Origin of the sequence: Vibrio proteolyticus NBRC 13287 (assembly GCF_000467125.1) — a bacterium.
GTDB classification, from domain to species: Bacteria; Pseudomonadota; Gammaproteobacteria; order Enterobacterales; family Vibrionaceae; genus Vibrio; species Vibrio proteolyticus.
On sequence record NZ_BATJ01000009.1, the window covers coordinates 185,647 to 210,555 of the forward strand.

24 protein-coding genes are annotated in these 24,909 nt (G+C 51.6%); 11 read left to right on the plus strand and 13 right to left on the minus strand.

Annotated elements, in window-relative coordinates:
- The first annotated feature begins 90 nt into the window (after window positions 1-90).
- Entirely contained in the window at window positions 91-702 is a 612-nt protein-coding gene (locus tag VPR01S_RS12720; RefSeq protein WP_021705743.1) for a LuxR/HapR/OpaR family quorum-sensing transcriptional regulator, read from the plus strand.
- Window positions 703-834: 132 nt separating this feature from the next.
- Here the strand turns inward: VPR01S_RS12720 and lpdA are convergent, their stop codons facing one another.
- The 7 genes from lpdA to xerD all read right to left on the minus strand — a co-directional run bounded on the left by lpdA (window position 835) and on the right by xerD (window position 11,780).
- Window positions 835-2,262, minus strand: coding sequence for a dihydrolipoyl dehydrogenase (gene lpdA / locus VPR01S_RS12725; RefSeq protein ID WP_021705744.1), 1,428 nt, complete (start codon window positions 2,260-2,262; stop codon window positions 835-837).
- A gap of 256 nt (window positions 2,263-2,518) precedes the next feature.
- Window positions 2,519-4,414 carry a pyruvate dehydrogenase complex dihydrolipoyllysine-residue acetyltransferase gene (gene aceF / locus VPR01S_RS12730; protein ID WP_021705745.1) on the minus strand — a complete coding sequence of 632 codons (1,896 nt, stop codon included), beginning with the start codon at window positions 4,412-4,414 and terminating at the stop codon, window positions 2,519-2,521.
- A gap of 19 nt (window positions 4,415-4,433) precedes the next feature.
- The gene (gene aceE, locus VPR01S_RS12735) at window positions 4,434-7,094 is read right to left on the minus strand and encodes a pyruvate dehydrogenase (acetyl-transferring), homodimeric type (RefSeq protein WP_021705746.1); all 2,661 of its coding nucleotides are present in this window, start codon (window positions 7,092-7,094) and stop codon (window positions 4,434-4,436) included.
- A 49-nt stretch (window positions 7,095-7,143) separates the two neighbouring features.
- Window positions 7,144-7,911 carry a pyruvate dehydrogenase complex transcriptional repressor PdhR gene (gene pdhR / locus VPR01S_RS12740; protein ID WP_021705747.1) on the minus strand — a complete coding sequence of 256 codons (768 nt, stop codon included), beginning with the start codon at window positions 7,909-7,911 and terminating at the stop codon, window positions 7,144-7,146.
- Between the two features lie 395 nt (window positions 7,912-8,306).
- Entirely contained in the window at window positions 8,307-10,046 is a 1,740-nt protein-coding gene (gene recJ / locus VPR01S_RS12745) for a single-stranded-DNA-specific exonuclease RecJ (RefSeq protein ID WP_021705748.1), read from the minus strand.
- Window positions 10,047-10,082: 36 nt separating this feature from the next.
- Window positions 10,083-10,868, minus strand: coding sequence for a thioredoxin fold domain-containing protein (locus tag VPR01S_RS12750; RefSeq protein ID WP_021705749.1), 786 nt, complete (start codon window positions 10,866-10,868; stop codon window positions 10,083-10,085).
- A gap of 15 nt (window positions 10,869-10,883) precedes the next feature.
- Window positions 10,884-11,780 carry a site-specific tyrosine recombinase XerD gene (gene xerD, locus VPR01S_RS12755; protein WP_040902734.1) on the minus strand — a complete coding sequence of 299 codons (897 nt, stop codon included), beginning with the start codon at window positions 11,778-11,780 and terminating at the stop codon, window positions 10,884-10,886.
- 157 nt (window positions 11,781-11,937) lie between these two features.
- On the opposite strand from xerD, the gene fldB reads away from it, so the two are divergent.
- On the plus strand, window positions 11,938-12,459 hold the full coding sequence (fldB, locus tag VPR01S_RS12760; RefSeq protein WP_021705751.1) for a flavodoxin FldB: 522 nt from the start codon (window positions 11,938-11,940) through the stop codon (window positions 12,457-12,459).
- A 21-nt stretch (window positions 12,460-12,480) separates the two neighbouring features.
- Here fldB and ampD read toward each other — a convergent pair whose 3' ends face one another.
- Complete coding sequence (gene ampD / locus VPR01S_RS12765) at window positions 12,481-13,029, minus strand: 1,6-anhydro-N-acetylmuramyl-L-alanine amidase AmpD (protein WP_021705752.1); 549 nt, start codon at window positions 13,027-13,029, stop codon at window positions 12,481-12,483.
- A 131-nt stretch (window positions 13,030-13,160) separates the two neighbouring features.
- Here ampD and nadC point away from each other — a divergent pair, with 131 nt between their 5' ends.
- From nadC to yacG, 8 genes are all read left to right on the plus strand, one after another.
- Window positions 13,161-14,048, plus strand: a complete 888-nt coding sequence (nadC, locus tag VPR01S_RS12770; protein ID WP_021705753.1) for a carboxylating nicotinate-nucleotide diphosphorylase — start codon at window positions 13,161-13,163, stop codon at window positions 14,046-14,048.
- A 197-nt stretch (window positions 14,049-14,245) separates the two neighbouring features.
- On the plus strand, window positions 14,246-14,650 hold the full coding sequence (locus VPR01S_RS12775; protein ID WP_021705754.1) for a pilin: 405 nt from the start codon (window positions 14,246-14,248) through the stop codon (window positions 14,648-14,650).
- Window positions 14,650-16,332: a type IV-A pilus assembly ATPase PilB gene (gene pilB, locus VPR01S_RS12780; protein WP_021705755.1), complete on the plus strand. Its 1,683-nt coding sequence runs from the start codon at window positions 14,650-14,652 to the stop codon at window positions 16,330-16,332. Before VPR01S_RS12775 ends, pilB begins: the two co-directional genes overlap by 1 nt.
- Before the next feature lie 15 nt (window positions 16,333-16,347).
- Complete coding sequence (locus VPR01S_RS12785) at window positions 16,348-17,577, plus strand: type II secretion system F family protein (RefSeq protein WP_021705756.1); 1,230 nt, start codon at window positions 16,348-16,350, stop codon at window positions 17,575-17,577.
- Window positions 17,578-17,674: 97 nt separating this feature from the next.
- Complete coding sequence (locus tag VPR01S_RS12790; RefSeq protein ID WP_021705757.1) at window positions 17,675-18,544, plus strand: prepilin peptidase; 870 nt, start codon at window positions 17,675-17,677, stop codon at window positions 18,542-18,544.
- Window positions 18,545-18,546: 2 nt separating this feature from the next.
- Complete coding sequence (gene coaE / locus VPR01S_RS12795; protein WP_021705758.1) at window positions 18,547-19,155, plus strand: dephospho-CoA kinase; 609 nt, start codon at window positions 18,547-18,549, stop codon at window positions 19,153-19,155.
- 32 nt (window positions 19,156-19,187) lie between these two features.
- Window positions 19,188-19,928: a cell division protein ZapD gene (gene zapD / locus VPR01S_RS12800; RefSeq protein WP_021705759.1), complete on the plus strand. Its 741-nt coding sequence runs from the start codon at window positions 19,188-19,190 to the stop codon at window positions 19,926-19,928.
- Window positions 19,929-20,008: 80 nt separating this feature from the next.
- Window positions 20,009-20,203: a DNA gyrase inhibitor YacG gene (yacG, locus tag VPR01S_RS12805; protein WP_021705760.1), complete on the plus strand. Its 195-nt coding sequence runs from the start codon at window positions 20,009-20,011 to the stop codon at window positions 20,201-20,203.
- Between the two features lie 137 nt (window positions 20,204-20,340).
- On the opposite strand, the gene rplS is transcribed toward yacG, so the two are convergent.
- The 5 genes from rplS to ffh all read right to left on the minus strand — a co-directional run bounded on the left by rplS (window position 20,341) and on the right by ffh (window position 23,924).
- Entirely contained in the window at window positions 20,341-20,694 is a 354-nt protein-coding gene (gene rplS, locus VPR01S_RS12810; protein ID WP_021705761.1) for a 50S ribosomal protein L19, read from the minus strand.
- A gap of 41 nt (window positions 20,695-20,735) precedes the next feature.
- A complete protein-coding gene (gene trmD / locus VPR01S_RS12815; RefSeq protein ID WP_021705762.1) occupies window positions 20,736-21,479 on the minus strand; it encodes a tRNA (guanosine(37)-N1)-methyltransferase TrmD in 744 nt (247 codons plus the stop codon).
- Window positions 21,480-21,504: 25 nt separating this feature from the next.
- Window positions 21,505-22,053, minus strand: coding sequence for a ribosome maturation factor RimM (gene rimM, locus VPR01S_RS12820; RefSeq protein WP_021705763.1), 549 nt, complete (start codon window positions 22,051-22,053; stop codon window positions 21,505-21,507).
- An 18-nt stretch (window positions 22,054-22,071) separates the two neighbouring features.
- A complete protein-coding gene (rpsP, locus tag VPR01S_RS12825) occupies window positions 22,072-22,320 on the minus strand; it encodes a 30S ribosomal protein S16 (protein WP_021705764.1) in 249 nt (82 codons plus the stop codon).
- Between the two features lie 221 nt (window positions 22,321-22,541).
- On the minus strand, window positions 22,542-23,924 hold the full coding sequence (gene ffh / locus VPR01S_RS12830; RefSeq protein WP_021705765.1) for a signal recognition particle protein: 1,383 nt from the start codon (window positions 23,922-23,924) through the stop codon (window positions 22,542-22,544).
- 189 nt (window positions 23,925-24,113) lie between these two features.
- Here ffh and VPR01S_RS12835 point away from each other — a divergent pair, with 189 nt between their 5' ends.
- Window positions 24,114-24,908: a cytochrome C assembly family protein gene (locus VPR01S_RS12835; protein WP_021705766.1), complete on the plus strand. Its 795-nt coding sequence runs from the start codon at window positions 24,114-24,116 to the stop codon at window positions 24,906-24,908.
- Window position 24,909 lies beyond the last annotated feature (1 nt).

Below are 24,909 nucleotides of genomic sequence, written 5' to 3' on the forward strand. Positions count from 1 at the left end.
CACCAGTACACTCATTGAGCTGTAAGCAAATTATAAAATAAACAATAGGGCATAAGCCCACACTACAACTCAATTGGCAAGGATAACAATATGGATTCTATAGCGAAAAGACCGCGTACGCGCTTATCGCCGCAAAAGCGTAAACTTCAACTGATGGAAATCGCCCTTGAGGTTTTCGCCCGACGCGGGATTGGTCGCGGCGGCCACGCGGACATCGCTGAAATCGCACAGGTTTCAGTCGCAACGGTATTCAACTACTTCCCAACCCGTGAAGATCTGGTAGACGACGTTCTTACTCACGTCGTACGTCAGTTCTCCAACTTCCTGACCGAAAATATCGATCTGGATATTCACGCCAAAGAAAACCTTCGTAATCTGACCACATCGATGATCACTCTGGTTGCTGAAGATTGTCATTGGCTGAAAGTCTGGTTCGAATGGAGCGCATCCACCCGTGATGAAGTCTGGCCGCTGTTTGTGTCGTCTAACCGCACCAACCAGCTACTGGTTCAGAACATGTTCGCTAAGGCGATCGAGCGTGGTGAAGTCTGTGATCAACACAGTCCGGAAGATCTGGCAAACCTGTTCCAGGGTATCTGCTACTCACTGTTTGTTCAGGCTAACCGTGCCAAGAACAAAGATGAGCTGGAAAAACTGGTTCAGAGTTATCTGGATATGCTGTGCATTTACAAGCATCAGTAAACGGGTAACCCAAGCGGTAAAGGTCGTGATATTCACGGCCTTTTTTGTTGCCCGGCGCTCAGAGCTTGTTAATCAACAGATATAAAAAAACCGCTGACTCGTCAGCGGTTTTTTTGCTAGTGGCTCAGCGAATTATTTTTTCTTCTTCGCTTTTGCGTTTGGCAGGTCAGTGATCGTACCTTCAAAGACTTCCGCTGCCAGACCCACTGACTCATGCAGAGTTGGGTGAGCGTGGATCGTCAGAGCGATGTCTTCGGCATCACAGCCCATTTCAATCGCCAGACCGATTTCACCCAGCAGTTCACCGCCATTTGTACCGACGATAGCACCACCGATCACACGGTGGGTGTCTTTATCGAAGATCAGCTTAGTCATACCATCAGCACAATCAGAGGCGATAGCACGGCCAGACGCTGCCCATGGGAAAGTCGCCGTTTCGTAGTTGATGCCTTCCGCTTTCGCTTCTTTCTCAGTCTTACCTACCCATGCGACTTCTGGCTCAGTGTACGCAATTGAAGGAATCACTTTAGGATCGAAGTAGTGTTTCTTACCTGCAATCACTTCTGCCGCTACGTGGCCTTCGTGCACACCTTTGTGCGCCAGCATTGGCTGACCCACGATATCACCGATAGCAAAGATATGTGGTACGTTAGTGCGCATTTGCTTATCAACATTGATGAAGCCACGCTCGTCCACTTCCAGACCCGCTTTTTCCGCGTCCAGCAGTTTACCGTTAGGTACACGGCCAATAGCAACCAGAACAGCATCGTAACGCTCGGCTTCAGCTGGCGCTTTCTTGCCTTCCATGGAAACGTAGATACCGTCTTCTTTCGCTTCAACTGCGGTTACTTTGGTTTCCAGCATCAGGTTAAACTTGTCTTTGATGCGCTTGGTGTACACCTTAACGATGTCTTTATCCGCGGCAGGAATCACCTGATCGAACATTTCGACCACATCAATCTGTGAACCCAGAGAGTGGTAAACCGTGCCCATTTCCAGACCGATGATACCACCGCCCATGATCAGCAGTTTTCCTGGTACTTCTTTCAGCTCAAGTGCATCCGTAGAGTCCCAGATACGTGGGTCTTCATGCGGGATAAATGGCAGTTTGATTGGACGAGAACCCGCCGCGACAATCGCGTTGTCAAAGTTGACGACCGTCTTACCGTCTTCACCTTCCACTTCAATCGTGTTAGGACCAGTAAATTTACCGAAGCCGTTAACCACATTCACTTTACGCATCTTAGCCATGCCGCCAAGACCGCCAGTCAGTTGGTTAATTACTTTTTCTTTCCACAGACGAACTTTATCGATGTCAGTCTGAGGTTCACCAAATACGATGCCGTGATCAGCAAGTGCTTTTGCTTCTTCAATAACTTTTGCTACGTGAAGCAGTGCTTTAGATGGGATACAACCCACGTTTAGACACACACCACCAAGAGTGCTGTAACGCTCGATAAGAACAGTGTCCAGACCTAGGTCTGCACAACGGAAAGCAGCGGAGTAACCAGCAGGACCGGCACCAAGTACTACTACCTGGGCTTTAATTTCTTTGCTCATTTTGACCTCTTGTAGTCATTATCCCTAACAGGCTGAGTGGGGTATTGATTTTATATGTTTAAGAGTGGTTCGTTTTAAACAGATGCTTTTTCAGACCGCCAACAGTTTACAGAGTTGTTAATGGTGTGAAAAGTAAATCAATTTAGCCTGTGAGCTGTACAACAATTCAATTTGGAAAAGCGATTTCTTAACTGAATTGTCAGATATTTCTATTAGCAGAGGCGGCTAATGCCGCCTCTGATGGATGCCAATTCTATTACAGAACCAGACGACGGATATCGCTCAGACAACCGTTCAGGTAAGTGATGAAGCGCGCACCTTCCGCACCATCGATCACACGGTGGTCGTATGATAGAGACAGTGGAAGCTGTAGACGCGGTTCGAACTCTTTACCATTCCATACCGGCTTCATCTCTGACTTAGACACACCCAGGATACCCACTTCTGGCGCGTTTACGATTGGCGTAAACGCAGTACCGCCGATGCCGCCCAGGCTCGAGATTGTGAAACAGCCACCTTGCATGTCAGCCGCAGTTAGCTTACCAGCACGAGCTTTCTTAGAAACAGCCATTAGCTCTTCTGATAGCTCGTAGATGCCTTTCTTGTTCACATCTTTAAATACAGGAACAACCAGACCGTTTGGTGTATCTACTGCGATACCAACGTTCACGTATTTCTTCAGAATTAAGCTCTCACCGTCTTCTGATAGAGAAGAGTTGAACGCAGGGAACGCTTCAAGCGCTTTAGCTACTGCTTTCATGATGAACACAAGTGGCGTGATCTTCATGCCAGTGTCTTTCTTCGCTTCAATCGCGTTTTGCTCTTTACGGAATGCTTCAAGAGCCGTGATGTCTGCGTTATCCCACTGTGTAACGTGTGGGATCATTACCCAGTTACGGTGTAGGTTAGCACCCGAGATCTTCTTAATGCGAGATAGCGGTTGAACTTCTGTCTCACCGAACTTGCTGAAGTCCACTTTTGGCCACGGTAGTAGACCAAGAGCGGCACCGTCGCCTTTGCCAGATGCTGCTGCACCAGACTCAAGACGCTTAAGCGCTTCTTTCACGTAGTTCTGTACGTCTTCTTTCAGGATACGGCTCTTACGACCGCTGCCTTTAACCTTAGAAAGGTTTACGCCGAACTCACGAGCTAGACGACGAACAACCGGAGACGCGTGAGCGTACTCGTCGTTCTCTTTGAAATCGCCTGTTGCTGCTGCCGCTGGAGCTTCTGCTTTAGGAGCCGGAGCTGCTGGTGCTGCTGCTTGAGCTGGAGCCGCTGCAGGTGCTGGAGCTGCGCCCGCTACTTCGCCTTCCGTTGTAGAGAAAATCATGATTAGTGAGCCAGTAGACACTTTGTCGCCAGCTGCAATCTTGATTTCTTTAACCGTACCAGCGAATGGTGCCGGCACTTCCATAGAAGCTTTGTCGCCTTCAACAGTGATCAGAGATTGCTCTTCTTCCACTGTATCGCCAACGGCTACCATGATTTCAGTCACTTCTACTTCATCGCCACCGATATCTGGAACGTTAACTTCTTTCGCTGCAGATGCTGCTGGAGCTGCTGCCGCTGGTGCTTCTACTGCCGCAGGAGCTGCTGCTGGAGCACCTGAACCTGCTACTTCGAATACCATGATTAGAGAGCCAGTCGATACTTTATCGCCTGCTGCTACTTTGATCTCTTTAAGCGTACCTGCGAATGGTGCAGGCACTTCCATAGAAGCTTTGTCGCCTTCTACCGTGATCAGAGATTGCTCTTCTTCGATGCTGTCGCCGATTGCTACCATGATTTCAGTAACTTCAACTTCGTCACCACCGATATCTGGTACGTGAACTTCTTTCAGTTCTGCCGCTGCTGCTGGAGCTGGAGCTGCTGCTGGAGCTGCTTCCGCCGCAGGAGCAGGTGCAGCTTCAGCTGCACCCTCGGCTTCGAAAATCATGATTAGAGAACCAGTAGAAACCTTGTCGCCTTCTGCAACTTTGATTTCTTTAACGATACCCGCTTGAGAAGCAGGCACTTCCATAGAAGCTTTATCGCCTTCAACAGTGATCAGAGACTGCTCTTCTTCAACCTTGTCGCCAACGCTTACAAGAATCTCAGTAACTTCAACCTCATCCGCACCGATGTCTGGTACATTAATTTCGATTGCCATTTCTTATCTACCTTCTTAATTAAGCGTATAGCGGGTTTGTTTTTTCAGTGTCGATGTCGAATTTCTTAATTGCTTCAGCAATTACAGACTTCTCAACTTCGCCACGTTTCGCTAGTTCAGTTAGCGCTGCTACGACTACGTAACCTGCGTTCACTTCGAAGTGACGACGTAGGTTTTCACGGCTGTCTGAGCGACCGAAGCCATCAGTACCAAGAACTTTGAAAGATTCAGCAGGGATGAATGCACGAACCTGCTCTGCGTAGTTCTTCATGTAGTCAGTTGCTGCGATAGCTGGCTCAGTACCCATTACTGTTTGAATGTATGGTACTTGCGCTTCCGCTTCTGGGTGTAGCATGTTGTAACGCTCTGCCGCTTGACCGTCGCGAGTTACTTCGTTGAATGACGTTACAGAGTAAACGTCAGATGCAACACCGTACTCATCGCTCAGGATTTGAGCTGCTTTACGTACTTCGTTCATGATAGTACCAGAGCTCATTAGCTGAACTTTACCTTTAGAACCTGTGTAAGTTTCCAGCTTGTAGATACCCTTACGAATGCCTTCTTCAGCGCCTTCTGGCATTGCTGGCATTGCGTAGTTCTCGTTCATTAGCGTTAGGTAGTAGAACACGTTCTCTTGCTCACCGTACATGCGACGGATACCGTCTTGCATGATGACCGCTACTTCGTAAGCGAATGTCGGATCGTAAGAGATACAGTTAGGAACTGTACCCGCCATGATGTGCGAGTGACCATCTTCGTGCTGCAGACCTTCACCGTTCAGAGTGGTACGACCAGCCGTTGCACCCAGTAGGAAACCACGTGCTTGTTGGTCACCCGCCATCCACGCCATGTCGCCAACACGTTGGAAACCGAACATAGAGTAGTAGATGTAGAACGGAATCATTGGCAGATCGTTTGTCGAGTATGAAGTTGCTGCTGCAACCCATGAAGACATAGCACCTAGCTCGTTGATACCTTCTTGCAGAACCTGACCTGAAGTCGCTTCTTTGTAGTAAGAAACCACGCCACGGTCTTCTGGTGTGTAAGTCTGGCCGTGCGGGTTATAAATACCGATTTGACGGAATAGACCTTCCATACCGAATGTACGTGCTTCGTCCGCAATGATAGGAACAATGTTCTGACCAATGTTCTTGTTCTTAAGCAGAACGTTCAGTGAACGTACGAATGCCATCGTAGAAGAGATGTCACGCTTCTGCTCTTCTAGCAGAGGTTTGAACTCTTCTAGCTCAGGGATCACTAGTTCTTGAGTGAACTTAGGTAGACGCTGAGGCGTGTAGCCGTGTAGCGCTTTACGACGAGCGTGTAGGTATTCGTACTCTTTTGAACCTTCTTCAAGTTTCAGGTACGGAAGCTCTTTCACTGCTTCATCAGTTAGAAGATCTTGTAGGCCTAGACGATCACGTAGGTGTAGTACGTGAGTCATGTCCATCTTCTTAACTTGGTGCGCGATGTTCTTACCTTCAGCCGCGTCACCCATGCCGTAACCTTTAACCGTCTTAGCCAGGATAACCGTTGGACGGCCTTTAGTGTCTGCCGCGTTTTTGTATGCCGCGTATAGCTTAGAAGACTCGTGACCACCGCGCTTAAGTGCGAAGATTTCGTCGTCAGTCATGTCAGCAACGAGTGCCGCTGTTTCTGGGTACTTACCGAAGAAGTGCTCACGTACGTATGCGCCATCTTTCGCTTTGAACGTTTGGTAATCGCCATCGATCGTTTCGTTCATAAGCTGTAGAAGCTTACCAGTGGTATCTTTCGCTAGTAGTGAATCCCAGTTGTTACCCCAGATTACTTTCACTACGTTCCAGCCAGCACCTTTGAACAGACCTTCAAGTTCTTGAATGATCTTACCGTTACCCATGACAGGGCCGTCTAGACGCTGAAGGTTACAGTTGATTAGGAAACACAGGTTGTCTAGCTTCTCACGCGCAGCGAAAGAGATAGCACCACGTGATTCTGGCTCATCCATCTCACCGTCACCCAGGAACGCGTATACGCGCTGCTCAGAAGTATCTTTCAGGCCACGGCCTTCTAGGTACTTAAGGAAACGAGCCTGGTAGATAGAAGCTATTGGACCCAGACCCATAGATACGGTCGGGAACTGCCAGAATTCCGGCATCAGTTTAGGGTGTGGGTATGACGGGATACCTTTACCATCGACTTCTTGACGGAAGTTATCTAGCTGCTCTTCAGTTAGACGGCCTTCAACGAATGCACGAGCGTAGATGCCAGGCGAGATGTGACCTTGGTAGTAAACTAGGTCGCCACCATCCTTCTCGTTTGGCGCACGGAAGAAATGGTTGAAACATGTTTCGTAGAATGCAGCAGAAGACTGGAAAGACGCCATGTGGCCGCCCAGCTCAAGGTCTTTCTTAGATGCACGCAGAACGATCATGATTGCGTTCCAGCGGATGATGGAACGAATACGACGCTCAAGTGTAGTGTCACCTGGGTATGCAGGTTCTTGATCTGCTGGAATCGTGTTGATGTAGTTCGTCGTGATTCCAGTTGGCATGTCAACACCGTCCAGACGTGCTTTGTCCAGAACTTGCTCTAGTAGGAACTGAGCACGTTCTAGACCTTCTTCACGTACTACTGACTCAAGGGCGGCTAGCCATTCTTGAGTTTCCAGTGCATCTACGTCATGCTTCATATCAGACATGGCGATCTATCCTTCTGTTGGTTGGATCTATTAAACTTGCAAATCGTCGTTATGAGTCATTGCCCTGTTGCATCCGACGCAGAGAACGCTCGCGACGAGACTCTTCCCGGGTCAGATCCAACAATGTTTCTTCAATGTAAGCTAAGTGCGAATGAGACATTTCACGCGCCTTTTCAGGCTGTCCGGCAACGATCGCATCCACGATATTAGCTCTGTGTTTACTTACTTTCTCCACCGCTTCAGGGCGGCGACGTAATAGCTTAAAATTCTGCAGAATATTTTGCTCCAGCAACGGAGCCAGGCTGCGAACGATGTGCAGCAGAACCACGTTATGGGCCGCTTCCGTCAGGGCAATCAAAAATTGCATGACTTCCGCCGCTTCATCTTCCAGGTTCTTGCTCGACTGGGCGTTACTGATCCGCTCCAGACAGTGCTGGATACGCGCAAAATCTTCTTCGGTACCACGCAATGCTGCGAAATAGGCTGAGATTCCTTCCATCGCGTGACGCGTTTCCAGTAAATCCAGCTGAGTTTCAGAGTGGCTAGACAATAAATTTAGCAGAGGATCTGAAAAGCTCTGCCAAATGTTCTCGCTGACAAAGGTGCCACCGCCCTGACGACGGGTCAGGAGACGTTTGGCTTCCAGGCGTTGAATGGCTTCCCGAACGGATGGACGAGACACGTCGAACTGTTTTGCCAGCTCGCGCTCCGGTGGCAGTTGTTGCCCTGGAGAGAGTGTTCCTTCCACAATCAGCCGTTCTAACTCCTGTTCAATCACATCAGAAAGCTTAGGCTGACGAATCCTTTGATAAGCCATAATTTATTGTTCTTCTACTCGTGCAGGTAATTGGTAATACCAATTTTAAATTGACGGAGAAATTAACATAATTAAAACGTGACTGTCCAGCCAAAAATTGACCTAAATCATAGAACGGAACACAGCTCAACACTTTGATAACAAGTGGCTATTAAAACGGCAATATAATTGGTCAGACCAATTACAAAATGTATACGGATGGGGAAATAGCGGGCCAGAAACGACAGTAATGGGGAAGTTTTAAAGAAAAATGACGCTTTGGTTATTCCGCCCTCAATTCGTGCACTCGCCCCCTTTCTGAGGTCAAAATCGGCACGGAATGCGTTCCAACCTATCGACTGGTAATAAAAAACCGACCTATCAAAAGGTCGGCTTATTTCTAATTAATCTAGAGCTCAATTGGCTTCAAGATGCTCTATCATCAGCTGTAGTGATTGATTACCACGAAACTCATTGATGTCGAGTTTGTAAGCCAGGCGCACCGTTTTAACCGACGCATCCGGCCAGCGGCGCAAATCGACATTGAACGCAATACCATCCAGCATGATGTTGGTTGGGTGGCCTTTGAACAAAGGTTCCAGCATCAGTTTGAGGTGCTTTTCTCCCACCAGTTTCTGATGCAGCACTTTGAACTCGCCGTCGAACACAGGCTCGTTAAATGCCTGCCCCCACGGCCCGCCACTACGCAGCATCTCGGCAACGTGCATTGAAAACTCTTCCGGCTTCAGTTCACCGTCTGAGAGCACCACACCTTTCAGAGCGGCATCATCGAGATCCTGTTTCACCGCCAGATCAAATAGGCGGGCAAACCGCTCAAAGTTTTGCTCCTGAATCGTCAAACCGGCCGCCATCGCATGACCGCCAAATTTGAGGATCAGCCCAGGATTCTGAGTATCAATGCGATCGAGCGTATCGCGCATATGCAGCCCGGGGATTGAGCGGCACGAGCCTTTGATCATTCCTTCGCCGCCATCGGCAAACGCAATTACCGGCCGGTGGAACTGCTCTTTGATTCGCGACGCCAGAATGCCGATGACGCCCTGGTGCCAGTCGCGCTGGAACAGCACCAAGCCATGCGGCAGCTCGCTGTTTTCACCGAACTGCAAGCGCTCACAAAACGCCATAGCCTCTTGCTTCATTCCCGCTTCAATCTCTTTGCGCGTCTGATTGAGTCCGTCCAGCTCGCTCGCCATACGCCGTGCAGCATGAATATTGTTGCTGAGCAGCAATTCCACTCCGAACGACATATCATCCAAGCGGCCTGCCGCGTTAATGCGTGGCCCGAGCGCAAAGCCAAAATCCGACGCCACCAGTCGGCGGGCATCCCGTTTGGCCACTTCAATCAGCGCCTGGATCCCCGGGCGCGCTTTACCGGCACGAATACGTTGCAGCCCCTGATGCACCAGAATACGGTTGTTTTCGTCCAGCGGCACCACATCGGCCACCGTCCCCAGCGCCACCAGGTCGATCAGTTCCATCAGTTTGGGCTCAACCATCCCCTGCTCGCTGAACCAGCCCGTTTTGCGCATGTGCACACACAGCGCCATCATCAGGTAAAATGCCACCCCCACCCCAGCCAGTGCTTTGGATGGAAACGCACAGGTCTGCAGGTTTGGGTTCACCATCGCATCGACTTCTGGCAATTCATGCCCTGGCAGATGGTGGTCGGTGACCAGCACTTGCAGCCCTTGCTGCTTGGCGTAGCGTACGCCTTCAATCGACGACACGCCATTGTCCACCGTCATGATTACTTCAGCGCCCAGTTCGATGGCCTGATTGACCACCTCCGGGCTAAGCCCGTAACCGTCTTCAAAACGGTTGGGGACCAAATAATCGACGTTGTGCGAGCCCAGCATACGCAGCGCCAACACGGATAAGGCCGAACTGGTGGCACCATCGGCATCAAAGTCACCGACAATAATAATACGCCGTTGGTCTTTGATCGCCTCAAATAACAGTTCTACCGCAGCCTCAATCCCGCCTAACTGCTGGTAGGAGTGCAACGCTTTGGCCGCCTTTTCTAACTGGTCAGGCGAACGAATACCCCGGTTGATGTAAATGCGTTTTAACAGCGGATGGATGGTGTCAGGCAGCAGAGAAAGATCAGGTTCAGGACGACGTTGAATTTCTATCATAGGCGAAAGGGCCTCTCAGTAGAGGCCCGGGTTTCCTTATTGAGTTTGTTGCAGACGTTGAATCAGTTGCGCCGGTGGCAGATAGCCGCCGACCATTTCCCCGTTCGGCATGAAGATCGCTGGCGTGCCGCTGATACCCAGCTCTCGTCCCAAATTATAATCGCCTTTGACGATCTGCTGACACTGCGCAAATTTGTCATTCTGCTCCGGCAGTTCACGTCGCGTTTTGGCCAGGTTCATCGCCTGTTTCGGATCGTCCGCACACCAGATAGCCGCCATCTGATCGGCCACCTGACCAGTGCCGCCCTGACGCGGGTAAGCCATATAACGAACCGTGATACCGAGATCGTTATAGCCTTGCATCTGGCTGTGCAGACGCGAGCAATATCCACAGGTAATGTCGGTAAACACCGTCACGGCAAATTTTTCTTTGTCCGCTTTGTATTCGATCACGTTGTCGCTCATCGAGGCGATTTTTTGGGCGTTGATCGGTGCCTGGCGCTTGGCCAACACGTCTTCGTAACCGCCCTGGTCATTCATCTGATACAGGGTGCCGGCGATAAAGAACTTAGCATCCGGTGACGCAAACAGCACGCCACCAGAAGTCTGTACTTCGACCATTCCGGCGATGTCTGCCGAGGTCACATCAATCACTTCCAGGCCTAACGGCGCAAAACGTTGTTGAAAAACAGATTTATCGATCGATGCAGTTTGATCCTGAGCCACTTGTGGTGCTTGCGGGCTCACTTCTTTCGTTTCAGCATTGCAGGCCGCCACAAACAGTGGCAGCGCCAGCAGAGTCATTCGGCGTAATACGCTCATGAGATTTACCTTACTTCAGGCACGCGGATGGTGCTCGCTGTGAATTTGTTTAAGTCGTTCCGTTGCTACATGAGTATAAATTTGGGTCGTGGATAAGTCACTATGGCCCAGCAACATTTGCACGACGCGCAAGTCGGCGCCGTAATTGAGCAAATGGGTTGCAAACGCATGGCGCAACACGTGCGGTGACAGCGAGTCGGTATCAATCCCGGCGATCACTGCGTAATGTTTGATCCGATGCCAGAACGTCTGGCGTGTCATCTGGCGCGCGCGTTTACTGGGGAAGACCACGTCGGAGGTTTGCTCCCCGAGCAGGAAAGCGCGACCTTGTTCGAGGAAAGTCTCCACCCAATCAACCGCATTTTCGCCCATCGGAACCAGGCGTTCTTTGCCGCCTTTACCGATCACCCGCACCACCCCCTGACGCAGGCTGATGTTCTCCATGGTCAGGCTAACCAGCTCCGTCACCCGCAAGCCGGTGGCGTACAGCAGTTCCAACATGGCTTTGTCACGCAGCTCGACCGGATCGTTTGGATCCGGCGCGTCGAGCAAGGCATCCACCTGAGCTTCAGTAAGATCTTTCGGCAGACGCTTAGGCAGCTTGGGGCTGACCAGTAGCGCACTCGGGTCATCGGCGCGAACTTTCTCACGGTGTAGATACTGGAACAAACGGCGAATCGCCGAGAGCATTCTCGCCCGTGAGGTCTGTTTATAATCCTGATCCACCAGCCAGGTCTGATACTCCTGCAAACCGGACAGACTGATAAAATCGAGACGATAATGGTGCTTCTCCATCCACTGGAGCAACTTGAGCAAATCGTTACGATAGGACGCTAGGGTGTTTTCCGACAGACCCCGCTCCATCCACATGGCATCCAAAAACTGTTCAACGATCCCTTGGTCGGGAGACATGATTTCTGACACGGTGTACCTCGTTTCAAACAGCCATCAGGTTAAGACAGCAAGCCGTTGAAAGCTATAAAAAATCGTGCAACAACGTGATATTCACTGCAATCACGGCCAATTTATGGTTAGAATTCGCTAAAACTCATCACGATTAGAGAGAAGTATGAAGATCGGTCTTTTTTACGGTTCCACCACCTGCTATACCGAAATGGCGGCGGAAAAAATGCGCGCAATTATTGGCGAGGACTTGGTAGACATCCACAATGTGAAAGAAACACCTCTTACCCTGATGAGTGACTACGATCTGCTGATATTAGGCATCTCAACCTGGGATTTCGGCGAAATTCAGGAAGACTGGAGCGCAATATGGGAGCACATCGATGGCGTACCGTTAAACGGCAAGTCCGTCGCGTTGTTCGGCTTAGGCGATCAAGAAGGCTATGGCGAATGGTTTCTCGATGCGATGGGGCTGCTGCACGAGGAGATTCGCAAGACGGGCGCTAATATCATCGGCTACTGGCCAAACGATGACAGCTATCAGTTTGATGCATCAAAAGCACTGACCGCCGACGGCCGTCAGTTTGTCGGCCTGGCGCTGGACGAAGATTCCCAATATGAACTCAGTGATGAGCGCATCCAGACCTGGGTAGAACAGATCCTAATCGAGTATCACGACTCGCTTTAACTCCGAGACTGGCGCACGCACCTATTGGCTGCTCAGTGCGCCTTTATACCGTGACCAGTCAAACACCAGGCCCGGGTCGGTTTTGCGCAGCGGCGCGATATACTGATGTCCGGTGATCCGCGGCAAGGTGATCGCCGGATAGGCCAACATCAACGCCTGGGTCAGCTCATTCAGCGCCTGATACTGAGCGTCGCTGTACGCAACAAAATCACTGCCTTCCAGCTCGATACCTATCGAATAATCATTGCATCGATCACGCCCGGCAAATGATGAGGTGCCGGCATGCCAGGCTCTTGCACGAAACGGCACGAACTGCACCACTTCACCGTCACGGCGGATCAAACAATGCGCCGAGACCCGCAACGGATGGATCACGTTAAAAAACGGGTGCTCATCCGGGTTCAACCGGCCGGTAAAAAACTGTTCAATGTATGGTCCGCCAAACTGCCCGGGCGGCAAGCTGATGTTATGAATCACCAGCAAAGAAATATCCTGTTCATCACTGCGTTGATCATAAAACGGAGAAGGGACGTGTCTGGCATTGTGATACCAGCCGGCGTGATCAATCATACTGTTAGCCTTTACGCATTCATTTGTTGCTGATTTTATCCTGCCTGCGCTGAAATGCGAGATTAATGGCTGAATTTCGTCCCCACTCCGCGTATTATGCCCTCTCTGTTTAACCCGGTTATAGATTTGCGATGAAAGAGACACACAACAGTCAGGCGCGCCTGGACTACCTGAAACAGCAGCTTCCCAAGGAAATTTCCCGAGCCGTTACCGATGCGCTCAAAGAGGATTTGGGAGGCACGTTAGATCCCGCTGCGGACATCACCGCAAGTCTGATCCCAGCCGATGCCCACAACGTCGCGACCATCATCACCCGTGAGCACGGTATCTTCTGCGGGCAAGCCTGGGCCGACGAAGTCTTTCGTCAGTTGGGCGGCGAAGTCACTATCGACTGGCATGTTCAGGACGGTGAAGCGGTCATCCCTAACCAAACCTTATGCACACTGTCGGGTCCGGCACGCATTCTGCTCACCGGCGAGCGCAATGCCATGAACTTTATTCAGACCCTGTCCGGCTGTGCCACAGTGACTGCGCAATACGCCGCTCAGTTGCAAGGCACGCAATGTAAGTTGCTGGACACCCGGAAAACCATTCCAGGCCTGCGCAGCGCGCTCAAATACGCTGTCGCATGCGGCGGAGGGTTCAACCACCGTATCGGCGTATTCGATGCCTATCTGATCAAAGAGAATCACATCATCGCCTGCGGGGGAATCGCCCAAGCGATCAAAACCGCCAAACACCTTAACCCAGGAAAACCGGTTGAAGTGGAGACGGAATCGTTGCAAGAGCTGAACCAGGCTATCGATGCCGGGGCCGACATCATTATGCTGGATAACTTCAGTACCGATATGATGCGTGAAGCAGTGAAAATCAACGCCGGGCGTGCAGCACTGGAAAACTCCGGGAATGTCACCCTCGAGACACTGCGTGAATACGCCGAAACGGGCGTGGATTACATCTCGGTCGGCGCACTGACCAAACACGTCCGAGCGCTGGATTTGTCGATGCGCTTTCAGTAATCACTGAGCGTTACTCAAAAAAGGAGCCAATGGCTCCTTTTTTGTTTGAGCCTGACCGAAAAATCCTGCAGCTGATATGTCTGTGGTCTCTCACCCTGCTCTACCTTGCTCGCGAACGGCACTTGAGGCGCTAGTCTTCCCGCCTTACCACATCTTACGCTCTACGCCCACTGCGTTCCCAACAGCAAGGAGCAACCATGCGCACCGCCCATTCCGGATTTACCCTGATCGAACTGATGATCGTCGTGGCGATTATCGGTGTTCTGTCGGCCATTGCGGTACCGGCCTACAAAAGCTATGTCTCCAAAAGTGAGATGGCCTCAGGACTGGCGACAATAAAGTCCCTGATCACCCCAGCCGAGATCTACTATCAACAGAACAGCTCACTCAGTGGCGCCAGCCTGACCAATGATCTCGGTATCTCTGCCGGGTCCAGCACACTGGGGACTGTCAGCCTCCTCTCATCCAACGATGGTCTGCGTTTTACCTTCAGCGACAGTTCAATCAATGGCGCCACCATTACCTTCAGTCGTGGTACCAGCGGCTGGGGATGTCAGGTCAGTGGGGCTGGCAACGACATCAAACCAAACGGCTGCTCGTGATGGCCGGTTCGTCTCTCGCCGCAGTGTTAAGTCAGGCGGGGTTACTCAACCGTCAGGATGGTGAAGCCCTCAACAACGCACTGCACGAGACACCCCACGCCGCCAATGCCCTGATGGCCCTGACTCATCTTGATCTCGGTCAGTTGGCGCATCAGATTGGCGAGCTGTTTGCTCTGCCGATAATCGAGCTGGCTGACTTCGATTATCAGTCCGTGTGTCAGCGGTTCGCCCTGCGCGAGCTGATATGCCGTTATCAGGCGCTGCCGCTGGCCTACGATGCGCAGTGCCTGATTCTGGCGGTCGCAGATCCGTCAGTTAAAGAGGCCGAGAACGAATTCCGTTTTGCCACCGGACTGACGATAGAATACCGAATCGCCCGTGCAGACCACCTGTTGAGTGCCATTCGCCAGTTGTACGGCCGTCATCCAAGTCTGAGCACGTCAGCCAGCAAAGAGGTATCACAGGAAGAGCTGGCCGGGTTGGAAGACAACAGCGCAGCAGAACGCCAGGAAACCGACTTGTTGCGGGAAGATGACTCGCCCGTCAGCCGTTTCATTCACCAGGTTCTGCTGGATGCGGTGCAGCGACAGGCTTCCGATATCCATTTTGAGCCATATGAACACCAGTATCGTATTCGTCTGCGTTGTGATGGCGTTCTGGTCGACAGCCCGCATTCGGTTAACCACCTCAGCCGCCGCCTGACGGCCCGGCTGAAGATCCTCGCCCGTCTGGACATCGCAGAGCGACGTCTGCCGCAAGATGGCCGCCTCAAGCTACGCCTCAGTGAACAACAGGCGATTGATATGCGCGTCTCGACGTTACCAACCCTGTGGGGTGAAAAAGTGGTGCTGCGCATACTCGATAATCAGGCCACGGCCCTACAGATCACATCGCTTGGGCTCAACGAGAAGCAGCAACAACTGTATCTTGGTGCTCTGAGTAAACCCCAGGGATTGATATTAATCACCGGCCCGACCGGCAGTGGCAAAACGGTGTCGCTGTATGCTGGCCTAAAACACATCAATACCAGCCAGGTCAATATCGCCACCGCAGAAGACCCGGTCGAAATCAATCTGCCGGGTGTCAATCAGGTTCACATTGATTCGGCGATTGGCCTCAATTTCGCGACTGCGCTGCGAGCTTTTTTACGCCAGGATCCGGACATCATCATGGTGGGTGAAATCCGCGACAGTGAAACCGCCCAGATTGCCGTGACCGCCGCGCAAACCGGACATCTGGTGCTGTCCACGTTGCACACCAACTCCGCCGCCGAGACGTTAACCCGTCTGACGAACATGGGCATCGCGCCGTACCATCTTTCGGCTTCGTTGTCGCTGATCATCGCGCAGCGTCTGGTGCGCCGGCTCTGCCCCCACTGTAAGCGTACACACGCTCTACCTGAGTACTGGCAACACCAACTCAATATCGCCCATTCCTGTTTTTCAGCTCATGCGCCCGGCTGCCCTCACTGTACCCATGGCTATTGTGGCCGAGTTGGCGTGTATGAAATGATGCCATTGACGGCGCCACTGGCAGACGCGTTGATCGCGCGAGCCAGCAAACATGAACTGGAAACTCTGGCTGTGCAGTCGGGCATGCTGACACTGGTGCAATCGGCTGCGGATCTGCTGCGTCAGGGACACACCAGTCTGGCGGAATTGCAGCGCGTGTTGCACCTTTAAATCGGCAGCAATACGATGACACAACACAATCCGCGTCAATCCTTAAGTTACTTTCGCTGGCAGGGGCGTGACCAGCATGGCCAAAAACGTGCGGGCTCTCTGCTCGCTGGCAGTGAAAGTGAGGTCCGCCGACATCTCAACGAGCAACACATCCGCTTAGCCCGGATTCGTCCATGTGCCCGGCCACTGCTGAGCCGGTTCACCACCCGGATCGCCTCTCGTGACATTACGCTGTTCACTCGCCAACTCGCAACCATGCTTTCCAGCGGCGTACCGATACTCGACGCTCTCAACCTGGTGCGTGATCATCATCGAAACCACGCAATGCAGGCCCTGCTCAATGGTGTGATTGGCCGGGTGGAAGCCGGCACCCCGTTGTCTGACAGTCTGCGCAGCGCCCTGGGCGCGTTCGATCCGGTGTACATTGCGCTGGTCGCCAGCGCCGAGCAATCCGGCCAGTTAAGTCGCATATTCTGCCGCCTGGCCAGCTACCGGGAAAACAGTGAGCAACTGCGGGCCAAAGTAATTAAAGCCCTGATTTACCCGGCCGTGGTCATCGCAGCCGCCGTGCTGGTCACTTATCTGATGCTGACCATGGTGATCCCAGAGTTCGAAGCCATGTTTCGCGGCTTTGGGGCCCAGCTGCCATGGTTCACACGCCAGGTCATTCATGCCTCAGAACTGATGCGCCAGGCCGGCCTGACGGCGCTCGCTGGCATTTTACTGGCGATTCTGACACTCAACGCCTTACGCAGCCGCTCTGAGCGGCTGCGACGACGAAGCCATCAATGGGTGTTGAGCTTACCTGTATTTGGTGGGCTACTTCGCAAAGCGGCGCTGGCTCGTTTCAGTCGCACACTCGCCACCAGCTTTGCAGCCGGCGTCCCGATACTGCAATCTCTGCAGGGCGGCGCACGGACTTGCGGCAACCTGCATTATCAGTTCGCCGCCGAGCAGTTGTGTCACGACGCCGCAGCGGGTATTGCCTTGCATCATGCAATGCGTCGGCATCAGATCTTTCCTGAGCTGATGATTCAGATGGTAATGATTGGCGAACAAGCGGGGCGTCTGGACGAGATGCTCAATAAAGTGGCCGACCTGTACGAACACGACGTCGAAAACAGCGTAGATAACCTGGGTAAACTGATTGAGCCCGTCTTGATCCTGCTACTCGGTGGGCTGGTTGGTGGTCTGGTGATCGCCATGTACTTGCCAATCTTTAATTTAATGAGCGTGTTAGGATAAGATTAGCGACAGACGACAAAATGTCGTATTTTTCTCCTCAAGACGACCAGCCTAACGGCGGACGTGCTTGTAAAGTGGCACGCAACTGAGTTTTTATATGGACATCTTTCACTTTTACCCGTGGCTGTTTCCCGTTTTCGCCACCGTATTTGGCCTGATCATCGGCAGTTTTCTGAACGTGGTGATCCATCGCCTGCCGCAAATTATGGAACGAGAGTGGCGCACGGAATGTGCCGAATCATTTCCGGAATACCAGCTGCCCATCCCAGAAGGCAAGCTGACGCTCAGTATCCCCGCTTCCCGTTGCCCGCACTGCCACGCTCCGATCCGGGTACGCGACAACATTCCGCTGCTCAGTTGGTTGCTCCTTAAAGGACGCTGCCGAACTTGTCAGGCGCGCATCAGTGCCCGCTATCCGTTAGTCGAGCTGCTAAGTGCCAGTTTGTGTCTGGCGATCAGTCTGCGGTTCGGTTTCAGCGATTATGCCATCAGTTTGCTGTTTTTCAGTTTTGTGCTGCTCGCGGCGACTTTCATTGATCTCGACACCATGCTGCTTCCCGATCAACTAACCCTGCCGCTGACCTGGGCCGGTATCGTTCTGGCACTATTGGGTATCAGTCCGGTGTCCTTGCAAGATGCCGTCATTGGTGCCGTCGCCGGATACCTCTCGCTGTGGCTGGTGTACTGGGGGTTTAAACTGTTGACCGGCAAAGAAGGCATGGGGTACGGCGACTTCAAATTGTTGGCAGCGTTGGGGGCCTGGCTCGGCTGGCAGTCGTTGCCGCTGGTCATTCTGCTCTCTTCCGTGGTGGGCGTCATATTTGGCCTGCTGCAACTGAAATGGCAAAAACAGGGGATCGATAATGCATTTCCATTCGGTCCGTATCTGGCGATTGCTGGCTGGGTCTGTATGATGTGGGGTTCTCAAATCATGAACCTGTATCTGTCGACACTATTAGGGCTGTAACTATGGCATTGGTAATCGGGCTCACTGGCGGTATCGCCAGTGGGAAAACAACGGTCGCAAACCTGTTTCGCGATCACTTTGGTATTGATGTTATCGACGCCGACGTCGTCGCCCGCGAGGTGGTCGAACCCGGCACACCAGGCCTGAAAGCCATCATCAAACGTTTCGGTGAAGACATTCTGACTCCGGAAGGCCTGCTCAATCGCGCGGCGCTGCGTGAAAAAATTTTTTCTGATCCGGCGGAGAAAAACTGGCTTAACCAATTGCTGCACCCGATGATCCGTCAGAAGATGCGTGATGATCTACAGGAAGTCAGCTCTGCTTACGCTTTACTGGTGATCCCGCTGATGGTGGAAAACGACCTGCAGAGCATGGCTGACCGAGTGCTGGTTGTCGATGTCGAAGAACACACACAAGTCGCGCGTACCATGGTGCGAGACGATGTTTCTGAGCAACAGGCCCGCGCGATCCTTCAAGCACAGGCAAGCCGCGAGCAACGTTTAGCCATTGCTGACGATGTGATTAAAAATGATACTGAAAACCAGAAACTTTTGCCTCAAATCACAAAATTACACCAAAAGTATCTGGCACTCTGTGGGAAAGATCTGTGAGAATAGAGGCATAACAACGTAAGGCTAACTCGATGACCACTCATTACTTTGAACATCCGCTAAACGAGAAAACACGCATGTATCTGCGCGTTGAGTCCCTGCTCAACCAACTGCACGTTTCGTCTCAGTTCACCGATGAGTTACAGCACTTACTGTTTTTCCGCTCTTTGTTCGATCTGCTGGAAATTTTTGAACAGATCCAGCTGAAAAGCGAACTGGCCAAGGACATTGAAAAACAACGCCAGACGTATCGCAACTGGCGCAATGTCGAAGGCGTGGATCAGGAAATGCTGGATCAGATCCTCAGCGAAGTGGACCAGGCCTACAGTGAGTTGATGGGCGCTGAACGCTTTGGTCAGAGCTTCAAAGAAGACCGCTTTCTCAGCATGATCCGTCAACGATTCAACCTGCCCGGCGGCGCCTGTTGTTTCGATTTACCAGCGCTTCACCACTGGCTGCACCGCCCGGTAGAGCGCAAAATTGACGATGCCAGTCAGTGGATGCGCAGTCTGGAACCTCTGGCCAACGCACTGGAGCTGTGGCTCAAATTGACCCGTGAGACCGGTCAGTTTCGTGCCCGGCAGGCACAAGCTGGCTTTTTCCAGAGCGATGCCGACGAAGCCAATATCCTACGTCTCAAAATCCCGGTCGAATATGGGGTCTACCCGATGATATCCGGCCACAAGAATCGCTTCGCGATCAAGTTTATGGATTTTGAAAGCGGTCAGGCCAGCACTCAGAATATTGAATTTGATTTAGCGGTGTGCGGTTAAACCGCTGGCGCCTTCGGTACGGTTGCAATTCCGAGCCGCTGCACCGACAATAACGCAAATTCTGCTATTGGATGGTATCCATGTCGAAAAAACAAACCGTGGTCAAATGCCCGCAATGTGGCGCCGACGTTGAATGGGGTGCGCAAAGCCCATTCCGCCCCTTCTGCAGCAAACAGTGTCAGATGATAGATTTTGGCGAGTGGGCAGACGAAGAGAAATCGATTCCCGGAGCTCCGGACATGTCCGACAGCGATGGCTGGTCAGAAGATCAGTAATCTCGTCATAAATAGGCTGATACCCGGTATCGGCCTTTTTTGTAGGCGCGGTTCACAAGTGCGCGGTATCTGTTACGCACAATAAAAAAACGGAGCCCTGGGGCTCCGTTTTTACGATGAGAACGCTAGTTATAGCATTACTTCTTAGCAAGTTTCTCTTTGATACGAGCAGACTTACCAGAACGCTCACGCAGGTAGTACAGCTTGGCACGACGTACTGCACCGCGGCGTTTAACTTCGATGCTATCAACGATTGGAGAGTGTGTTTGGAACGTACGCTCAACACCTTCACCGTTAGAGATCTTACGTACAGTGAAAGCAGAGTGAAGACCACGGTTACGGATTGCGATTACAACGCCTTCAAAAGCCTGTAGACGCTCACGCTCACCTTCTTTTACTTTAACCTGAACTACAACAGTGTCACCTGGTGCAAATTTAGGCAGGTCTTGTTTCATTTGCTCTTGCTCAAGAGCTTTGATGATGTTACTCATTTTTAAAATTCCTAGAATAAACTGATACTAAATAAAATAGGTTACTGGGTTCTGTGCTCTTTAATGAACTCAGCCAGTAATTGTTCCTGTTCGTCAGTCAGAGCTAGGTTTTCCAGGAGCTCTGGTCTTCTCAGCCAGGTACGGCCCAGCGATTGTTTCAATCGCCAACGACGAATGTCCTTGTGGTTGCCGGATTTGAGCACCGCAGGTACTTCAATCCCATCCAACATCTCAGGACGCGTGTAGTGAGGACAATCCAGTAAGCCATTGGCAAAAGAGTCTTCCTCTGCCGATGCAAAATCCCCCAGCACACCCGGAATGAACCGGGACACCGAGTCGATCAGCGTCATGGCTGGTATCTCACCACCCGTCATCACAAAATCGCCAATTGACCATTCTTCGTCAACTTCCGATTGAATGATGCGCTCATCTACCCCTTCATAGCGGCCACAAATCAGAAGCAAGTTCTCATTTGTTGCCAGCTCCTCCACACCTTGTTGGTCGAGTTTACGACCTTGCGGAGAGAGATAAATGACTTTCGTCTTTCCCGGTGAGGCTTGTTTGGCTGCATCAATGGCGTCGCGCAAAGGCTGAACCATCATCAACATACCGGGGCCACCACCGTAAGGTCGATCATCGACAGTGCGATGTTTGTCGTGTGTGAAATCACGAGGATTCCAGCAAGCAACCGACAAAAGACCTTTTTTTACCGCCTGGCCTGTTACTCCATAATCAGTAACGCTGCGGAACATTTCTGGAAAAAGGCTGATTACGCCAACCCACATTGTTCTGTCGCTCCGTTACTTGGAGTTAAAATCCAGGATCCCAGTCAACTTCGATCCGTTGAGCTTGGCGATCGACTTTTACGATCACTTGCTCTTCAAGGAACGGAATTAAACGTTCCTTTTGTCCGAAAGCATCTTTCAGATTCGCTTTCACTACCAGAACATCGTTCGAGCCGGTTTCCAACATGTCAGTCACCACGCCCAGATCGTAACCTTTCGTGGTCACAACCTGCATTCCGAACAACTCACGCCAGTAGAATTCATCTTCTGACAATTCAGGCAGTACCGCCGGGTCAATTGCAATTTCAAAGTTCGTCAACAGATGCGCGTCTTCACGAATATCCATGCCTTCCAGCTTAGCCACCATACCTTTGTTATGGCGCTTCCAGCTTTCTACTTTGTACTCGACCCACTCGCCCTTATGGTTCACAAACCAAGGGCTGTAATCGAAAATGCTTTCAGCATTGTCTGTGAAGGAAAAAACTTTAAGCCAGCCACGAATGCCGTAAGTAGCACCAAACTTGCCTACGACGATTTTATCGCCTTGCTTGCTCATTGTTTCTTTACCTTCCATCGAATGTAAGCTATTCAATTAAGCCGCTTTTTGAGCGTCTTTAACCAGCTTAGCTACGCGGTCAGACAGAGATGCGCCTTGACCAACCCAGTGGTTAACGCGATCCAGGTCCAGACGTAGACCTTCTTCTTGACCTTGAGCAGTAGGGTTAAAGAAACCTACTTTCTCGATGAAACGGCCAGTTGCAGAATTGCGGCTGTCCGCTACTACGATTTGATAGAATGGACGCTTTTTAGCGCCGTGACGTGCCAAACGAATGGTTACCATATCGTCCTCTTTGCTTTCTCAAAAATAAAATTAACCCCATTAACCGCTCATTTTACTAAGCAATCTGGGGTCTCGTGCCAAAATAAAGCTCCGGAATTTTACTCTTATTCCGAAGTATTGCAAGGGATTTAGCTACTTTTTCACCAACATAAATCCGGATTTAAGTTTGTGATGTGGCTAACACCCTGAAAATAAACTTGGTGACGAATTCAGCGCCCTTCTCAGCGACCAAACGGGTTAAAACCACCGCCGCCGCCCATGCCACCCATCATGCCCTGCATGTTGCGCATCATGCCTTTCATGCCACCTTTCTGCATTTTCTTCATCATCTTCTGCATTTGGGTGAACTGTTTCAGCAGGCGGTTGACGTCCTGAACCTGAGTTCCTGAACCGGCAGCGATACGTTTTTTGCGCGAGCCTTTGATGAGGTCCGGGTTGTGACGCTCTTTCATCGTCATCGAGCTGATGATCGCTTCCATCTGTTTAAAGACTTTGTCATCGACTTTGTCTTTCACATCCGATGGCAATTGCGACATGCCAGGCAGCTTATCCAGCATCCCCATCATGCCACCCATGTTTTGCATCTGACCTAACTGCTCACGGAAATCTTCCAGATCAAAGCCTTTCTTCTCTTTGAACTTCTTGGCCAGTTTTTCCGCTTTTTCCTGGTCAACGTTGCGCTGCAGATCTTCGATCAGTGACAGCACATCGCCCATGCCCAGAATACGCGAGGCAACGCGATCCGGATGGAACGGTTCCAGAGCATCGGTCTTTTCACCCACCCCCAGGAACTTGATCGGTTTGCCTGTGATATGACGCACCGACAGCGCAGCACCGCCGCGGGCATCACCGTCGACTTTCGTCAGGATCACACCGGTCAGTGGCAGTGCATCACCAAACGCTTTCGCCGTATTAGCCGCATCCTGACCTGTCATGGCATCGACCACAAACAGCGTTTCCACCGGGTCGATCGCCGAGTGCAGCTGCTGGATTTCCGCCATCATCTGCTCATCCACCGCCAGACGACCTGCGGTATCGACCAGCAGCACGTCATAGAACTTTTTCTTGGCGTGATCGATGGCAGCGTTCGCAATGTCGATCGGTTTCTGATCCGGTGACGATGGGAAGAAGTCCACCCCCAGATCATTGGCCAGTGTTTCGAGCTGTTTGATCGCCGCCGGGCGATACACGTCCGCCGACACCACCAGCACTTTCTTCTTATCACGCTCTTTCAGTAACTTAGACAGTTTACCGACCGAAGTGGTTTTACCGGCCCCTTGCAAGCCCGCCATCAGAATCACCGCAGGCGGCTGCGCCGCCAGGTTCAGTGCTTCGTTCGACTCGCCCATCACGGCTTCCAGTTCCGCCTGAACGATCTTGATGAACTCTTGCCCCGGAGTCAGGGATTTCGACACTTCCACACCGACGGCGCGCTCTTTCACGCGCTTGATGAACTCACGTACGACTGGCAGTGCGACATCCGCTTCCAGCAGCGCCATGCGTACTTCACGCAGGGTGTCTTTGATGTTCTCTTCGGTCAGACGACCTTTACCGCTGAGATTTTTCAGCGTTTTGGATAATCGATCCGTTAAATTCTCAAACATACTTCTCTCTTCGCTTATAGGCGATTATTGATGCGAGTATACCTTAGCCAGCGGGTGCTGGACACCCGTTATAACAAAGCAAACTTGTTTTGATCTCTCATCTAGCACAATTGGATCTGGATCGAACATAGCCCAAGCGCTTGATGCAAGGTATAATTCGACAATTCACCCAACAGTTTTACGAGAGAAATGGACACCTTAATCGCTGTTGTTGCTGCCATGCTGTACGTGCTGGCGATTGCAACCATAGTTCCGGGTCTGGTGCATCAGACCGGCATCCGAGCCAAAACCGTACTGGTCAGTGCCACGCTTGCTCTTGTGTTTCATGCCTGGCTACTGAGTGATCTGATCCTGGAAGGAACCGGGCAGAATCTGAGCATTCTCAATGTCGCCTCTCTGATCAGCTTTATCATTTCCGTCGTCATGAGTGTTGCGATGCTCAAAACACGGTTGTGGTTCCTGCTGCCTGTGGTTTACAGCTTTGCAGCCATCAACCTTTCCGCCGCGACATTTTTACCCAGCACCTTCATCACGCATCTGGAAACCAATCCGAAACTGCTGATCCACATTTCTCTGGCGCTGTTCTCTTATTCCACCCTGACCATCGGTGCGTTGTACGCTCTACAGTTGGCATGGCTGGATTACAAACTCAAAAGCAAGAAAGCGCTGGCGATCAATCCTAACCTGCCTCCTTTAATGATGGTGGAACGTCAGCTTTTCAAGATCATTCTGATCGGTACGCTTTTGCTGACCGGGACTTTGGTAACAGGCTACGCCTTTGTTCAGGATATGTTCGCGCAGGGCAAAGCCCACAAAGCGATCCTGTCGTTTATCGCCTGGATCGTCTATTCCATCTTGCTGTGGGGGCACTATCAGAAAGGCTGGCGTGGCCGCAAGGTGACCTGGTTTGCCGTCGCGGGGGCGACTCTGCTGACACTGGCCTACTTCGGCAGTCGCTTTGTCCGCGAGATCATTCTGACCTAAC

Excerpts from the sequence above, each read along its gene's own strand:
- lpdA (WP_021705744.1), bottom strand. The coding sequence starts at position 2,262 with ATGAGCAAAGAAATTAAAGCCCAGGTAGTAGTACTTGGTGCCGGTCCT.
- ffh (WP_021705765.1), bottom strand. The coding sequence starts at position 23,924 with ATGTTTGAGAATTTAACGGATCGATTATCCAAAACGCTGAAAAATCTC.
- VPR01S_RS12720 (WP_021705743.1), top strand. The coding sequence starts at position 91 with ATGGATTCTATAGCGAAAAGACCGCGTACGCGCTTATCGCCGCAAAAG.
- VPR01S_RS12775 (WP_021705754.1), top strand. The coding sequence starts at position 14,246 with ATGCGCACCGCCCATTCCGGATTTACCCTGATCGAACTGATGATCGTC.
- xerD (WP_040902734.1), bottom strand. The coding sequence starts at position 11,780 with ATGTCTCCCGACCAAGGGATCGTTGAACAGTTTTTGGATGCCATGTGG.
- trmD (WP_021705762.1), bottom strand. The coding sequence starts at position 21,479 with ATGTGGGTTGGCGTAATCAGCCTTTTTCCAGAAATGTTCCGCAGCGTT.
- fldB (WP_021705751.1), top strand. The coding sequence starts at position 11,938 with ATGAAGATCGGTCTTTTTTACGGTTCCACCACCTGCTATACCGAAATG.
- aceF (WP_021705745.1), bottom strand. The coding sequence starts at position 4,414 with ATGGCAATCGAAATTAATGTACCAGACATCGGTGCGGATGAGGTTGAA.
- VPR01S_RS12785 (WP_021705756.1), top strand. The coding sequence starts at position 16,348 with ATGACACAACACAATCCGCGTCAATCCTTAAGTTACTTTCGCTGGCAG.
- recJ (WP_021705748.1), bottom strand. The coding sequence starts at position 10,046 with ATGATAGAAATTCAACGTCGTCCTGAACCTGATCTTTCTCTGCTGCCT.
- coaE (WP_021705758.1), top strand. The coding sequence starts at position 18,547 with ATGGCATTGGTAATCGGGCTCACTGGCGGTATCGCCAGTGGGAAAACA.
- rplS (WP_021705761.1), bottom strand. The coding sequence starts at position 20,694 with ATGAGTAACATCATCAAAGCTCTTGAGCAAGAGCAAATGAAACAAGAC.
- aceE (WP_021705746.1), bottom strand. The coding sequence starts at position 7,094 with ATGTCTGATATGAAGCATGACGTAGATGCACTGGAAACTCAAGAATGG.
- pdhR (WP_021705747.1), bottom strand. The coding sequence starts at position 7,911 with ATGGCTTATCAAAGGATTCGTCAGCCTAAGCTTTCTGATGTGATTGAA.
- ampD (WP_021705752.1), bottom strand. The coding sequence starts at position 13,029 with ATGATTGATCACGCCGGCTGGTATCACAATGCCAGACACGTCCCTTCT.
- VPR01S_RS12790 (WP_021705757.1), top strand. The coding sequence starts at position 17,675 with ATGGACATCTTTCACTTTTACCCGTGGCTGTTTCCCGTTTTCGCCACC.
- VPR01S_RS12835 (WP_021705766.1), top strand. The coding sequence starts at position 24,114 with ATGGACACCTTAATCGCTGTTGTTGCTGCCATGCTGTACGTGCTGGCG.
- pilB (WP_021705755.1), top strand. The coding sequence starts at position 14,650 with ATGGCCGGTTCGTCTCTCGCCGCAGTGTTAAGTCAGGCGGGGTTACTC.
- VPR01S_RS12750 (WP_021705749.1), bottom strand. The coding sequence starts at position 10,868 with ATGAGCGTATTACGCCGAATGACTCTGCTGGCGCTGCCACTGTTTGTG.
- rpsP (WP_021705764.1), bottom strand. The coding sequence starts at position 22,320 with ATGGTAACCATTCGTTTGGCACGTCACGGCGCTAAAAAGCGTCCATTC.
- yacG (WP_021705760.1), top strand. The coding sequence starts at position 20,009 with ATGTCGAAAAAACAAACCGTGGTCAAATGCCCGCAATGTGGCGCCGAC.
- nadC (WP_021705753.1), top strand. The coding sequence starts at position 13,161 with ATGAAAGAGACACACAACAGTCAGGCGCGCCTGGACTACCTGAAACAG.
- rimM (WP_021705763.1), bottom strand. The coding sequence starts at position 22,053 with ATGGAAGGTAAAGAAACAATGAGCAAGCAAGGCGATAAAATCGTCGTA.
- zapD (WP_021705759.1), top strand. The coding sequence starts at position 19,188 with ATGACCACTCATTACTTTGAACATCCGCTAAACGAGAAAACACGCATG.